At 44.3% G+C, this 14,227-nt stretch carries 12 protein-coding genes; all 12 read right to left on the reverse strand.

Features of this window, described 5'->3' with window-relative positions:
• Window positions 1–211: 211 nt before the first annotated feature.
• On the reverse strand, window positions 212–553 hold the full coding sequence (locus D469_RS0100220; RefSeq protein WP_018921337.1) for a DUF1290 domain-containing protein: 342 nt from the start codon (window positions 551–553) through the stop codon (window positions 212–214).
• Window positions 550–1,245: a DUF881 domain-containing protein gene (locus D469_RS0100225; RefSeq protein ID WP_018921338.1), complete on the reverse strand. Its 696-nt coding sequence runs from the start codon at window positions 1,243–1,245 to the stop codon at window positions 550–552. The genes D469_RS0100220 and D469_RS0100225 overlap by 4 nt, the downstream gene beginning before the upstream one ends.
• Window positions 1,242–1,955 (reverse strand): DUF881 domain-containing protein, encoded by a 714-nt coding sequence (locus D469_RS0100230; RefSeq protein ID WP_018921339.1) that lies wholly within the window; start codon window positions 1,953–1,955, stop codon window positions 1,242–1,244. Before D469_RS0100230 ends, D469_RS0100225 begins: the two co-directional genes overlap by 4 nt.
• Complete coding sequence (locus D469_RS0100235; protein WP_018921340.1) at window positions 1,945–2,757, reverse strand: cell division protein FtsQ/DivIB; 813 nt, start codon at window positions 2,755–2,757, stop codon at window positions 1,945–1,947. Before D469_RS0100235 ends, D469_RS0100230 begins: the two co-directional genes overlap by 11 nt.
• A 31-nt stretch (window positions 2,758–2,788) precedes the next feature.
• Entirely contained in the window at window positions 2,789–3,691 is a 903-nt protein-coding gene (gene murB, locus D469_RS0100240) for a UDP-N-acetylmuramate dehydrogenase (RefSeq protein ID WP_018921341.1), read from the reverse strand.
• Between the two features lie 45 nt (window positions 3,692–3,736).
• The gene (gene murG / locus D469_RS0100245) at window positions 3,737–4,834 is read right to left on the reverse strand and encodes an undecaprenyldiphospho-muramoylpentapeptide beta-N-acetylglucosaminyltransferase (protein WP_018921342.1); all 1,098 of its coding nucleotides are present in this window, start codon (window positions 4,832–4,834) and stop codon (window positions 3,737–3,739) included.
• A 21-nt stretch (window positions 4,835–4,855) separates the two neighbouring features.
• Window positions 4,856–5,965, reverse strand: a complete 1,110-nt coding sequence (spoVE, locus tag D469_RS0100250) for a stage V sporulation protein E (protein ID WP_018921343.1) — start codon at window positions 5,963–5,965, stop codon at window positions 4,856–4,858.
• Window positions 5,966–6,045: 80 nt separating this feature from the next.
• Window positions 6,046–7,401: a UDP-N-acetylmuramoyl-L-alanine--D-glutamate ligase gene (gene murD, locus D469_RS0100255; RefSeq protein ID WP_018921344.1), complete on the reverse strand. Its 1,356-nt coding sequence runs from the start codon at window positions 7,399–7,401 to the stop codon at window positions 6,046–6,048.
• A complete protein-coding gene (gene mraY / locus D469_RS0100260; protein ID WP_018921345.1) occupies window positions 7,398–8,375 on the reverse strand; it encodes a phospho-N-acetylmuramoyl-pentapeptide-transferase in 978 nt (325 codons plus the stop codon). Before mraY ends, murD begins: the two co-directional genes overlap by 4 nt.
• Window positions 8,368–9,870 carry a UDP-N-acetylmuramoyl-L-alanyl-D-glutamate--2,6-diaminopimelate ligase gene (locus D469_RS0100265; protein WP_018921346.1) on the reverse strand — a complete coding sequence of 501 codons (1,503 nt, stop codon included), beginning with the start codon at window positions 9,868–9,870 and terminating at the stop codon, window positions 8,368–8,370. The genes mraY and D469_RS0100265 overlap by 8 nt, the downstream gene beginning before the upstream one ends.
• Window positions 9,871–9,944: 74 nt before the next feature.
• Entirely contained in the window at window positions 9,945–11,879 is a 1,935-nt protein-coding gene (locus tag D469_RS0100270) for a stage V sporulation protein D (protein ID WP_018921347.1), read from the reverse strand.
• A gap of 94 nt (window positions 11,880–11,973) precedes the next feature.
• On the reverse strand, window positions 11,974–14,220 hold the full coding sequence (locus D469_RS0100275) for a penicillin-binding protein (RefSeq protein ID WP_018921348.1): 2,247 nt from the start codon (window positions 14,218–14,220) through the stop codon (window positions 11,974–11,976).
• Window positions 14,221–14,227 lie beyond the last annotated feature (7 nt).

The following is a 14,227-nucleotide window of genomic DNA, read 5'->3' on the forward strand; positions in this document are numbered from 1 at the left end:
GAACCTTCCTTTGTAGAAGAGAAGTTCCACATTTCAAATGAAAATCCCTTCCAATTTTGTGAAATCTTAAGGTAAGATTAGAGAGGTGCGTTCCGAATGAGACTATTCTAATCAATTAAGATCAAACTAGGAACAAGTGACTCAGTTTGAGCAGACAATCACTGTATATCCCAATTAAACCTTAGTAGAATTCACCACATGTGAAGCTTTTTCACGCCTGCTTTTGAGGCATACATAACCTTACGATCTGTGATAAATTTTTAAAAAGCCCAAGTCCTAATGCAAAAACTGCGGCTAAGTATAAGTCTACACCAATTTGCTGGCCTAGAAAAGCTAAAGTTAGCGCCAATATAAGATTACTTCCGAAGCCTGATAAACATATTCCTGTATGAAACGTGTTTTCAAGAGAGGCCCGAATTCCACCAAAGAGGGTGGCGAGGAGGCTGAGCAGTAATAAAGCAACATACATATCAAACCTAGCTGGGAACGGCACGTTTATTAGGATGCCAATCATTAGTCCCAGAAAGGTTCCAACTACCGGAATCCAAATCATTTCTCCCCCTCCTCATTTGCAGAGAAATGCTGCATACGAAGCTCCTGGGAAAAAGCAGGCAAACTTACCGCCTCAGCCGGGGTCATGTTTACGTTTGCTCGATCATTTTCCAGCCATTGCACCGATTCAGCCACCTGCATTTGACTCTTCAACTCTGCCGGCTCATCCGTTAACACATACACCGTAAGTGGAAGCGCAGGCAGCGGGTTGCCGTTTATGTGAGGTATTTGATTGACTTCACGAAATGCAGATTGTGTAGTAATTCGTTCATGGCCAATTGCTACATCCTCTGCTTCATAGCGGTTCAAATCATTCAGCAAACGTCTTAAATGTTCCACGCGTACATGCTGGTCAGTTTCGTAAGGATGTTCTTCCGGCTTGATTCGTATCAACAAGCCACCACCTTCTCGGTCCGTCAAACCTGCATTTTTTTCGAGGTCTTCTAAAGTCTCCTCCATTGCAGCAGCCGTATGTGCTTTTTGCTCGTGTTGATAATCAGCTAATAATGATTCATATTCAGAAAGAGACTCATTTAAAGCAAGTGCTCTCTCCTGTTCACGATCCAACAGCTGCCGTAATTCAAGGACAGTTTCTCCCTCAAACGCATTATCACCTACTGGCTGAATAAGTAACCAGCCTCCGACTACTCCTGTGCAAACAGCTATGGCAAACAACAGATACCGTGCCTTCATAAGGCTTCCTCCTCCAACATTCCATGTGCAGGAAGACTCAACTCGGCTACTTGTTGAATGCGTACTTGAATTTGTTCGTTCAATAACTGATCGGCTGTCCCGCCAGAAAGCTGTAAGGCATCAGATAAGGTCTCTGATGGCCCAATTGCCGTTATGACAAAAGGAGCAAAGGACGTCGTACCATCAACCTCAATTACCGGACCTAAACATTGTATGTATGAATGGCGGTTAATACGGGTCCCGTTAACCGCTACTGCCTCTGCTCCAGCTGCTAAAAGTTCATCGATGACTTGCTGAACGTGCCTGTCATGAACGATATAATCATTGGGATTGTGATGCTCTGGTATATAAGAATAATCATCAAGAGAGACTTTAACCCCCGGCCCCTCGTAGGCTATTTCTCCTTCAAGCATCCGCAATTGTTCAATTTGCTCAGTTATGAATTGCAAGCTATTTTCCGTTTCGGCTGCTTTTTCTTCCAATTGGCTCACTTCGCTTTGGCGCAGACGTAACTCTGCTTCTAATTCCCGGTTTTTATCTTGGGTGCTCATAATTCTTTCTTGTAAGTGTTCGCGCTGCTCCCACTCGACGTGGGCAGCTGAGGAAGAAGAAGGGGGACCAATCTCGGTGTCTACTAGCAATGTCACTACTATGAGGGCAACTAAGCCTAAAAATAATGCAACACCATATTGAAACCCTCTATTCTTCAATACTTCCTCCCCCTTCTTCCACTCCTTGTTCTCCTTGCTCTTCATTCTCTTCATCATCTTCGTAAGATTCAAAATATGGGCTCATTCCCATATGGAGGACTCCGGCTTCCTCGGGATCAATTTCATTAACAAGTGCAGGATAGGGCTCCATTGCTTCAGCAAAATCAGCGATTTCTGTATGTACCATTAACCCGTCGTTCATCACTAATTCTAGTGCAAACGGCTTGTCTTCTGAAGGTATATGATGAATCTCAGAAATACGGTTTACAATCCCATCTCCTGTTTCAGCAAGCTCAGCCGTAAATTCCCTTAAAATGTCGACATCTTCCCAATTATAAAGGACAGGAGCCTCCGAAGAGGGATGTTGTACAGCTTCATCTGTTAATAGCTGCCCATTTGAAAGGATGGGGACATACCTATCCCCTTGTCTAAGAAAAGCCATAAGCGAATCTTCAACAATAGTAATGGTGACTGTATTGGGCCAATTTCTTGTTAACTCTGCTTGTTCGACGGTAGGGAGTGTTTCAATGCGTGCAGCAGCCTCTTCTAAATCTGCATTCCAGAGGTGGTCATTTTCTTGTATAGAGCTATACTGCAAAACTTCATTACTATCAGCAAACTCATTTCCTTCAACATTGATCTGTGATATATGACTTAGAGGGGACTGAAAGTATACCACTGTCAAAATGAGGAGAAAGAAAATGGACAAGTATAGAATAAGCCGACGATTGGCTCTCTTTTTTCTCTGCTCTTTTAACGTTGGGATCCGGTCTTCAATCGTCACTACTTTTCTATCTGCCATTCCCGCCCCCCCCTTTTTATTGGATACTTGTTTAGCGGACAATCTCTACTTCAGTTTCCAACTTGATGCCATATTGTTTTTGAATTTCTGCTTTAGCATGTTCAATGATTGCAACTACATCTTCAGCCTTGGCCTCATCGACATTTACGATAAAATTTGCATGCAAGGTTGAAACCTGGGCACCACCCTTTTTAAAACCTTTCAGGCCAGCTTTTTCGATTAAATGGCCAGCGTGGTCTGGCAGGGGATTGCGAAAAACACTTCCTGCACACGGATGGTTCCAGGGCTGGGTATCACGTCTGTAGTCTTTATTTTTCTGCATTTCTTTCGTGATTGCTTCTTTATCCCCTGCTTTTAATTTCAAGCGAGCTTCTACGCAAATGCCTCCATCAAATTGCAGGCTTGAGGTCCGGTAAGAAAAATTCAAGTCCTCATTAGGGACCCATTTTAATTCACCAGATGGATAAAGAATAAGGGCTTCTTCAACGATGTGAGCCATCTCTGACTTATGAGCTCCAGCATTCATAAAAACGGCCCCGCCAACATTCCCAGGGATTCCACCGGCAAACTCCAAGCCTGACCAACCTTTTTTGCTTAAAATGGTTGCCAGCTTGATTAATGAATAACCTGCTCCTACTTGGACCTTGCCGTCTTCTGAAACATCAAGGCGTGACATCTTATCACCTAGTTTAATCACCGCACCACGAATGCCTGCATCACTTACGAGCAAGTTAGAACCTCTGCCTATAACCCGCCAGCTTAGTTGGTTATCTTTCAACACTTTTATCGTCTGTTCTAATTCTTCACTGCTTCTTGGTTCGATGAAAATGTCAGCAGGTCCGCCGATCCTCCAGGTAGTATGTTTACTTAAAGGTTCGTCTTGCTTTACGTGCTCAATTCCTACTTTCTGCAGTCGATCTACGAGCTCTTCCATTTTATCACCTCTTACTCCTCGTCACATGAGACGATAGACTACGAATCACTTGCTTTCAATCACTTCTTTAATTACTTGATATAAGCGATTGGAAGCATCGGGCACTCCAGCGTTTAAAGCTGCTTCATGCATACGTTCCCACGTCGCCGTCGTTTCAAACAACTCATCAAGCGTTTCAATAAAATGCGTTTTGGACCAGTCCTGTTCCAGATGCACATAAGCTGCTCCTCGGGTTTCGAGTGTCCTTGCATTTTTTTCTTGATGGTTATTTGTTACATATGGACTTGGAATTAATATGGACGGGATTCCAAGCGCTGTTAATTCTGCCAACGTGGTGGCCCCTGCTCTTGTAACAAGAACATCAATATGGGGCAGCACTTCTGGCATATTATGCAAAAAAGGTTCAACTGCAATATTAGCTGGACGGCCAGAAGCCTCCATCTTCTCATTCACTTTTTCATAATGAACCTGCCCCGTCACGTAAAGGACTTGATAATCTTTGCGTTCAATCTCCGCTATACTATCAAGAAAAGCATCGTTAATCGGCCTCGCGCCCCGGCTGCCTCCGACAACAAGCACCGTTCGTTTTTCCGGAACTAAACCAAATGAAGCCAAAGGGTTCTCTGAGCGAATGGAAGAAACCTCTTGAGCTCTTGGGTTCCCTGTATATGCAACTTTTTCTTTCGGAAAGTACGACGAAGAATCTTCAAAAGAAATAGCGACGCGACTTGCATATTTACTTAAAAATTTATTCGTTAAACCTGGAACGCTATTTTGTTCATGAACGATTGTCGGAATGTTCATCCGAGCGGCAGCATAAACAACCGGGCCACTTACATACCCTCCTGTTCCAATCACTACATCCGGCCGGTCTTCTTTAAACATTTTCTTTGCTTGTTTAACAGCTTTTAAAAACCGGTACACCGTACGAACGTTATGGAGTGAAAGTTTGCGTTTAAAGCCACTAATTTTCACAGAGGAAAAAGCTACCCCCGCCCTTGGTACAAAGTCGCTTTCCAATCCTGTTTCACTTCCAATATATTTGATACGAGCGTGGGGCTCTTCCTTTTTCAAAAACCGTACAAAAGCTAAGGCAGGGTAGATGTGTCCACCTGTACCTCCACCTGTAACCACAACTTTCATCGCAGACTTCCTTTCTGTTTGTTAAACGCTTCTGAGTTGAGAACTAATATTGAGCAATAAGCCTACCGCTAAGAGCATCAGGGTTAAAGAAGACCCTCCGTAGCTTAAAAATGGAAGAGTAATCCCGGTAACCGGGAACATTCCAATAACTACCCCGATGTTAATCATCACTTGAACGAGTAGAAGGCCTACAATACCAACAGCTAAGAAGGAAGCAAACGGATCGTCAATTAATAAAGCGATGCGAATACCTCTCCACATGAAAATGGAAAAAAGCAAAATAACGATAGCCCCGGTAATAAATCCGCCTTCCTCTGCTAAAATGGCAAAAATAAAGTCTGTTTGCGGCTCTGGCAAGTAATAGTATTTTTGTCGGCTATCTCCAAATCCCAACCCCACTAAACCACCAGGTCCGATCGCATACAGTGATTGAATGCTTTGAAAACCGCTGCCCAGGGCATCAGACCAAGGGTCGAGAAAGGATGTTAATCTTTGCAGCCGGTAAGGAGCTGAGATGACTAGCAAGGCAAAAGCCACCACACCGAGGAGACCAAGCCAGACAAAATGGAGAATACGGGCCCCACCGATGAAAATCATCGCCATGGCAGTAATGACCATGACTGCTCCTGTCCCAAGGTCTGGCTGCAGCATGATCAGTCCAAACGCTGTCCCAATTAAAAGAAGAAGCGGGAAGACTCCTTGGCCAAAATAACTCATATGCTCTCTTCTTACCGCCAATAAGTGAGCCACCATGCCGATCATAGCTAGCTTCATAAATTCTGAAGGTTGGACCGAAAAAGCTCCTATTCCAAGCCAGCTTCTAGCCCCTCCTCGTTGCAGTCCCACTCCTGGAATCAGAACGATAATCAGCAGGATAAAGCAAATCAGCATGATTAAAGGTAAATATGGGCGCCACGTTTGATAGGGGATATTCATCATAACGGTTAAAGCAACCAATCCTAATGTGGCAAAGAGCAACTGACGTTTCAAAAAATAAGTTGAATCTCCAAAATTATACTCTGCCCACGCTGCACTGGCGCTATATACCATTACAACTCCTATGGCTACCAAAAGTACCGTCACCAATAACAGCCAGCGATCAACCTGCTTAAACATTTGATTAGATTCCATGTTCCTCACGCCTTTATTCATACAAGATGACACAGAATATGTGCTGGTCCAATGTATGATTGCATGAAGGAAGACATGCCTTACTTCGGTAAACTTTTTACAAGCTCTATAAAATGCTTACCTCGTTCTTCGAAGGTGGCAAATTGATCCCAACTGGCACAGGCAGGGGAAAGAAGCAGAACATCTCCTGAGGCTGAATGTTCAAAGGCTTCCGTTACTGCTTCGTCAAGCGTATCTACCGCCCTAATATATTTGCACTTTGCAGAGCTTGCCACTTCCGCCCATTTTTCTTTGGTTTCGCCGTAGCTGATTACCGTTTTTACATGATTCATATGTTCAATCAACGAATGAAAATGATGACCCCGATCAAGGCCGCCAGCTATTAGTACAACTGGTGTTTGAAAAGCAGATAAAGCTTTTTCAGTTGCCAAAACATTTGTAGCCTTTGAATCATTATACACTTCACGCCCTGCAACTTCTCCAATGTATTGCAGCCTGTGCGTAACCCCAGTGAAAGTCTTTAAAACGTTCCGGATGCCTGCATACGTAGCTCCGCTCTCTAACGCGGCAGCCACGGCAGCAATCATATTCTCATGATTATGTTCGCCAGGCAAAAGGATATCTCCTTCATTGATTAGGAACTCTCCTTTTACATACAGGGCCCCATTCACAAAAGAAATTCCCTCCTTTAACAAGCGCTTGTTGGAAAAAGGAAGAAGAGAAGCTGAGCTTTCTTTTGCATAAGAAGCAATAACCGGGTCCTCAACGTTATATACAAACGTTGAGTCGGAAGTTAAATTGCGCATGATCTTTGCTTTAGACTGAATATAATCCTCTTTTGTGCCATGATAGTCCAAATGAGCATCATAGATATTTAGCCAAACAGCAATATCAGGGCAGAACGAAGCTGTGCCTTTTAACTGAAAGCTGGATACTTCAGTAACCATTACTTCACTTTTTTTCACCTGTTGAGCTACTTCACAAGCTACACTTCCGATGTTGCCAGCAAGATGAGAGGCTTGTGAAGAGGCTTGAAGCATTTCGTGAATTAAAGTGGTGGTAGTCGTTTTCCCATTAGAACCCGTAATCGCAATTAAGCGGCCTTCATTAACAAGGTAGCTTAGTTCTAGCTCGGTAAGTACTGGGACTTGTTTTTCTTCAGCCGCTTGGACCAGCGAGTTATGATAAGGAATGCCTGGATTCTTCACCACCGCTGCAAGTTTTTCATTCACAAGCGATAGCGGATGACCGCCAGCGACAACCTTAATCCCTTGATTTCGCAATGCTTCTACATTTGTTAATTTCTCTTCCGGCAACGCATCATTTATAGTGACGTAAGCACCTAACTGGTGTAGCAACTTGGCAGCTGCTACACCACTCTTTGCCATACCTAACACAAGAACTTCTTTACCATTAAATGTTGTTATTTGTTTCATCCTAACCACACCTCAATATAGATACCAAGCACTGCAAATACGAGCGCAGCCAGCCAAAATGTCACCACCACGCGCCATTCAGACCAGCCGGATAATTCGTAATGGTGATGCAATGGGCTCATCTTAAAGACTCGTTTGTTTCTTAATTTAAATGAAGCAACTTGAATGATTACTGATAATGTTTCGATGACGAATACCCCGCCAATGATGATCAATAAAAGCTCAAGGTTGACTGCAATGGCCACCGCTGCAATCGCTCCGCCAAGCGCAAGCGAACCGGTATCACCCATAAAAACTTTAGCAGGGTGAGCATTAAAGACAAGGAATCCTAGAGCTGCGCCAACTACAGCTGCGCTGAATAAAGCTACATCAGTTGCTCCTACATACCAACTCAAAATAGCATAAGCACCAAATGCCACGGCTGCTGTTCCCGCTAGTAAGCCATCAAGCCCATCTGTTAAATTAACAGCATTTGAAGCACCTACAAGCATGAGCATCACTAGAACGATATAAAACCAGCCAAGGTCAAGTGAATAGGTTGTCAGCGGAATAGTAATTTCAGTATTTAATCCAACAGCATCCAATACAAAGAAAAAGACAACTGCAATTAAAAGCTGGGCAACTAATTTTTGTTTTGACGTCAAACCAAGGTTCCGTTTTTTTACAACTTTAATAAAATCATCTAAAAATCCAATAATCCCAAAGCCTAGCAATACAAGTAAAAGCATCCAAACTTGAATCGTTAATTCTGAGAATATAAGGGCGATCACTATAGTTGCCGCAGCAATGGCAAGTAACACCATTACCCCGCCCATTGTAGGCGTCCCCTGCTTTTTTTGATGAGAGCTCGGACCTTCTTCACGGATGCTTTGGCCGAATTTCAAGCGTTTGAGTGCTGGGATGAGCATCGGCGATAAACCAACACAGAGGAGGAAAGAAACCACTAAGGCAAGCACAACTGACCATTCAATCACGTGGACCCCCTCCTTTCATCAGCTTGTGTACACTTTCTTTTGCAATCTCCCGGTCATCAAAGTAAAACCGTTCACCCTTTATTTCTTGGTACGTTTCATGGCCTTTGCCAGCAATTAATACGGCGTCATTTGCAGCTGCGCTGGCAACAGCTTGCTCAATCGCCTTTCTGCGGTCAATCTCTACCTTGTAATTTGAACCTTTAATACCAGTTTCCATATCTCTTATGATAGCTTCCGGCTCCTCTGAACGCGGATTATCAGACGTTAAAATCGCTTCATCAGCATACTCCACAGCTAGCTTAGCCATCTCCGGGCGTTTCGCACGGTCACGGTCACCACCACAACCAACTACCGTAATTAACCGGCCTTTACTTGTTTCCTTTAGTGTTTTTAATACATTTTCAAGGCTGTCGGCTGTATGTGCATAATCAACAATGATCGAAAAATCCTGTTTCCCTTCTACGAGCTCAAACCGCCCATCTACCCCTTTGACAGCTTCCAGACTTTCTTTAATGACTTCTAAAGAACAGCCGTTTACAAGGCAGGCGCTGGCAGCAGCCAAGACATTATACACGCTAAAGGTGCCAATTAATTTTACATTCAGGTCTATTGATCCATAGGGCGAGCTCAGCGTAAACGCCGTATGAGAGGAAGACAAGTGAATGTTTTTAGCAGTAACATCTGCATTTGCGTCCACTCCATATGTAAGTGTAGGTGCGGCACTCATTTTTTCAATCACTTCTGCAGCAGGATCATCAGCATTAATAACTGCTTTTTTGCCATTTGCGTCAAGGCTGTTTCCCAACTGGGCAAATAACAAACCTTTGGCATACGTATATGCTTCCATTGTTTTATGGTAGTCAAGGTGGTCCGGCGATAGATTAGTAAATACAGCCACATCAAAATCACAACCTCTTACACGCCCCAAGTCCAAAGCATGCGAAGAGACTTCCATTGCTGCTGCTTCTACGCCTTTATCTGCCATAGCAGCAAATGTGCGTTGCAAAACGAGTGATTCAGGCGTTGTATTTACCGTCTGCTGAACTTCATCGCCAATTTTTGTATAAAGAGTCCCCACCATTCCCGTTTTTTTGCCAGCTGTCTGCATAATCGCATCAATTAAATGAGTGACTGTCGTCTTGCCATTGGTGCCCGTCACGCCATAAAGTGTAAACTGTTGTGTCGGCTGGTTATAAAATGCGACTGCTAATTCTGCCATTGCCCGCTTCGAATCTCTGACAAGGATGACAGGCACTTTATTCGTAGAGACAGGCCGTTCGGCAACAATTGCCACGGCCCCATTTTTTACTGCTTCTTCCGCAAAATCATGCCCATCCACAGTATATCCCGATATACAAATAAATAAAGATTGCGGCTGTGCCTCCCTAGAATCCATCTCCAGCGAGAGAATTTCAGGATCCCCGGTCCCAATCTGTTCGTAATCAATTAATATCTCACATAGCTTAGATAAGGTATAAGTTGTTGAACCGTCCATAGTATAGCTCCCCCAAAAATGCGTATATAGCTCTAGCACTTTCTTTGATGTTTAGTTAATACACTTCTTCTATTTTAATCGTCTGCTTGTGATTTGTCACCAAGATAAAGTCTGATCGTAGAACCTTGCTCAACTCTGCTACCAGGGGCGGGAGACTGACTAACAACATATTCCCCAGTTCCTTCCGTTTGTATTTCCAACGGATAGGACGCATGGTGGAGTTCAGTTAAGGGCAGACCGACCACGTCCGGAATTTCTACGGGCTCCGTATCGGTCCAATCCAGCTCTTTTTCCAGCTGGTCTTCTCTTGGTTCAACCTCCATCGCTCGTAAACTGTCACCTATAACGTTCCCCACAATCGGTGCAGCTACTACGCCTCCGAACTGCATCGTATCTTTAGGGTTGTCAATGGCAATATAGACGACAATTTCAGGATCATCCATTGGGGCAACACCGATAAATGAGACAATATGATTATCTTTTAAATAACGCCCACCTGAAGATTTTTGAGCGGTTCCGGTCTTTCCTCCTACCCGGTATCCATCCACAAACGCCCCCTTACCAGTCCCTTTAGCTACTACATGCTCGAGGGCCCGGCGCACTTCTTGAGACGTGTCTTCGCTGATTACCTGTTTTTTCATCACAGGCTCTTTTCTCTCAATAATGTCTTCTGTCTCTGGGTCAACCCATTCCATGGCCAAAAACGGCTCATACAAATACCCTCCATTCACTGCAGCTGCAACAGCTGTCACTTGCTGTAATGGGGTTACTGAAACGCCTTGGCCAAACGCAGTGGTAGCTTGTTCAAGCGGCCCCACATTCTCTGGGTCAAATAATATTCCTGTTCCTTCTCCTTGCAAGTCAATCCCTGTTTGTTCCCCAAAACCAAATTCGTGAATATAGTCAAACAACAGATCTTCACCGAGCCGTTCACCAAGCGTCACAAAGCCGGGGTTACACGAATTTTGCACCACTTCCATGAAGGTTTGGTCCCCGTGTCCGCCTTTTTTCCAGCAGCGTAAGCGCTGACCAGCCACTTCAATGTGGCCCGGGTCGTGGAAACGGTCCTCGTCCAAGTCTACTACTTCTTCTTCCAGAGCCGCTGCTAATGTCATAATCTTAAACGTTGACCCTGGCTCATACTGTGACCAAACAGGCTTATTCTGGTTATAAATTTCTGGCGGCACGTCTTGAAAATGTTCAGGATCAAAGTCTGGCCGACTAGACATCCCAAGTATCCCGCCTGTATTAGGGTCCATTGCAATACCAATTGCCCCATCAGGCGAATAAGTTGCTTCTGCGATATCCAGTTCTCGTTCAATAATTTTCTGAACCTGTTCATCAACACTTAAATTCACGTGCTGACCATCTTCGGGCTCAACATATCTCTCTGCCATACCAGGCATGCGCTGACCTTTAGCATCAGAATAAAAAGAAACCGAGCCGGGACTTCCACTTAATTCTTCATCATAGTATTGCTCAAGTCCTGTTAAGCCCTGGTTGTCAATCCCGGCAAAACCTAAAACATGTGATAAAAACGCACCGTTTGGATAATACCTTCGATTATCCTCGGCTATATATAGTCCCTCAAGATCTAAGCTACGCAGGGCATCAGCCAACTCAGGTGTCATTTTGCGCCCTTCCGGATTAATCCGGACGATCGATTGCTGCTCTGTAATTTTCTCATACACTTCATCTTCTGCCTTCTGTAAAATGGAGGAAATTTCAACAGCAGCATGAGCAGGATCTTCAACCTGACTTGGCACAACTAACAGCGACGGTGCACTTATATTGGTCGCAAGTGTTTCGCCATGGCGGTCCCTTATTTCTCCTCGTTCGGCTTCAAACGGTACATCTCTTGCCCAGGAGTCTTCAGCTAAATCTGTCAGCCATCCTCCAAGATAAAATTGCACATAAGCTAAGCGTGCGATGAGCAACACTGAAACAAACAGCCCAATTGCAAGCATTAGAATAAGTCGGCGTTTTAATTGTTTCCGATTCGGTTTCAATGCAGAAAGCCTCCACGTAAAAACTCCACCAAGGGCGGGTATTTTACTGTATGGTTGTACCTTCTACATTAGAACACTGAACCGGCCTCTTCTTTTACTCCGAATCGTTTACATCAGGGTGTTCTTCATGAAGCTCGTCTTCAGCTTGACCTTCATCGTCTTCCGTTTCTGCATCTTCATCACTTTCTTCGACCTCTTCTTCAAAATCTCGTTCTGCTAATTCAACGGTAAGATATTCCTTTGAATTGAGGTTAGCTCCAGTCTCAATACTCTGTGCGGTCACAAAGCCATTACCAAGATGATGAACAGACAGGTCAAGCACCTCGCCAATCTTCGCTACATCTCTTAACGTCCAGCCTGTAAGGTCAGGCATTTCCCCTGGTTCTTCAGCAGGTCCTGCAAGGATAACTTTTTCACCATGAATCAAACTGCTTCCTGCTTTGGGTACTTGGTTGACAACTTCTCCTTCATCATGAAGCACAAGTGGCTCTAACCCTTGGTCTTCAAGCGTATTAGCAGCTTCTTCAATTGACATGCCAGTAACATCTTCGACAGCTGTGCCTGACCGCTCATGGGAGGCTTCTTCTTCAAAATCGGGAGTCACATCTAAATATTGAAGACTTTGCTGCATCACTGTGTTAAATATCTTTGAAACAGGAGCTGTTCCGGATTCTTGTTCGTCCAAATTCGGCCGATCGACAGCTACATATGTAATTAACTGTGGATCATCCTTTGGGGCCATGCCGAGGAAGGAAAAAATATTTTCGTCATCTCCTTGCAAATATCCACCCTCTGGTCCAACAATTTGGGCTGTACCCGTTTTCCCAATCACGTCAAACCCTTCAATATGATAAGGAGTCCCCGTTCCATTCGAAGAAGTTACCACATCTTCTAGCAAATCTCTTGTATGTTGAGCTGTTTCAGCAGATATTGGCGTTCCTGCTTCTTCTACCGAACGTTCATACAACACACTTTCGTCTGAGGCATCATACATGTTTTCAACCACATAAGGCTGAACCATGGTTCCATCGTTGGCAATAGCTGTCGCTGCTTGCACCATTTGAATAGGGGTGAACGCCGAGGCTTGTCCAAAGGCAGTCGCCGCTGTGTCAAACTCATATTGACGGGCAATAGAACTAGTAGCTTCTCGTGGTAAATCTATGCCAGTCGGCTCATTGAAACCAAAATCCTCAAGGTAATTGTAAAATTGCTCTGAACCTAAATGTTCTTTTACCATCTTTGCAAAGGCTACGTTAGATGAGCGCTCAAATCCTTCATCGTACGTAATCTCTCCCCAGCCTTCGCCCTGGTTATGATCAGATACTGTATCTGGTCCAATAGAGTAACGACCGGACTGAAACGTATCTTCTCCATTGTAGACTCCTTCTTCTATCGCCGCAGCCAGTGTGAACATCTTCATGGTTGAGCCAGGTTCAATACTCTCTGAAACGGCATAATTGGAATAATTCTCTATACTATTATATTCATTCGGGTCAAAGCTGGGACGATTAGTCATTCCAAGAATAGCTCCAGTTTCAGGGTCAGCCACGATAGCTGTCATGCGTTCTGGGTCATACTCTTTCTCTACTTGAGACATCGCTTGTTCTAGCGATGTCTGAATCGTCGAATCAAGCGTCAAGGTCACTTCATTTCCTTCCACCGGTTCTTGAATGGTTTCGTCAGGATCTAAAAGAGGCAGCCCTCTTCCATCTCGTTTATAAGATACCGACCCTGGCTCTCCAGTTAATTCTTCGTTCAACCCTGCTTCTAACCCCATCCCTGCAGTACCCGTATTGCGGTCTACATACCCTAATACGTGCGAAGCAAATTCTTGGTTCGGATAATAACGTTTCGTTTCATCACGGAAAAAGATACCTTCTAACTCTAACGCTTCAATCTCTTCTTTTTCTTCGTAACTTAAAAAGCGTGAACCAGCGCCTAGTTCCACTTGGTAGCGTTCTTCTTCGATTCCCCGTCCAATCAGATCTCTTAAGTCTTCTTCTTCCATATCGATATGCGCGGCAAGTTCACTGGCTGTTTTATCAGGGTCCTCCACCGCTTCATCAGCGTCAGGGTGTAAGACTGCATAAACAGAATAGGACTGAACTTCTTCCGCAATCGGGTCACCGTGACGGTCATAAATCGTCCCCCGGCTTCCAGCGATTTCTTCCTCGGTGGTCCACCGGCTTTCTGCTATTGCTTCAAGGTTCTGACCATCAACTTCTTTTCCGACTTGCACATAAATAAGCCGCCCTGAAAAGACGGCAAGAAATATAAATATAATCGTTAAAATAAAAAGTGCACGTGTGATCACCGTGCCTCTTTTTTTATTTTCATTCATTTTTCCA

Source organism: Salsuginibacillus kocurii DSM 18087 (assembly GCF_000377705.1).
In the GTDB taxonomy this organism is placed as follows: domain Bacteria; phylum Bacillota; class Bacilli; order Bacillales; family Marinococcaceae; genus Salsuginibacillus; species Salsuginibacillus kocurii.

Coding starts and splice junctions, on each gene's coding strand:
- D469_RS0100220 (WP_018921337.1), bottom strand. CDS start 553: ATGATTTGGATTCCGGTAGTTGGAACCTTTCTGGGACTAATGATTGGC.
- D469_RS0100225 (WP_018921338.1), bottom strand. CDS start 1,245: ATGAAGGCACGGTATCTGTTGTTTGCCATAGCTGTTTGCACAGGAGTA.
- D469_RS0100235 (WP_018921340.1), bottom strand. CDS start 2,757: ATGGCAGATAGAAAAGTAGTGACGATTGAAGACCGGATCCCAACGTTA.
- murB (WP_018921341.1), bottom strand. CDS start 3,691: ATGGAAGAGCTCGTAGATCGACTGCAGAAAGTAGGAATTGAGCACGTA.
- murG (WP_018921342.1), bottom strand. CDS start 4,834: ATGAAAGTTGTGGTTACAGGTGGAGGTACAGGTGGACACATCTACCCT.
- spoVE (WP_018921343.1), bottom strand. CDS start 5,965: ATGGAATCTAATCAAATGTTTAAGCAGGTTGATCGCTGGCTGTTATTG.
- murD (WP_018921344.1), bottom strand. CDS start 7,401: ATGAAACAAATAACAACATTTAATGGTAAAGAAGTTCTTGTGTTAGGT.
- D469_RS0100265 (WP_018921346.1), bottom strand. CDS start 9,870: ATGGACGGTTCAACAACTTATACCTTATCTAAGCTATGTGAGATATTA.
- D469_RS0100275 (WP_018921348.1), bottom strand. CDS start 14,220: ATGAATGAAAATAAAAAAAGAGGCACGGTGATCACACGTGCACTTTTT.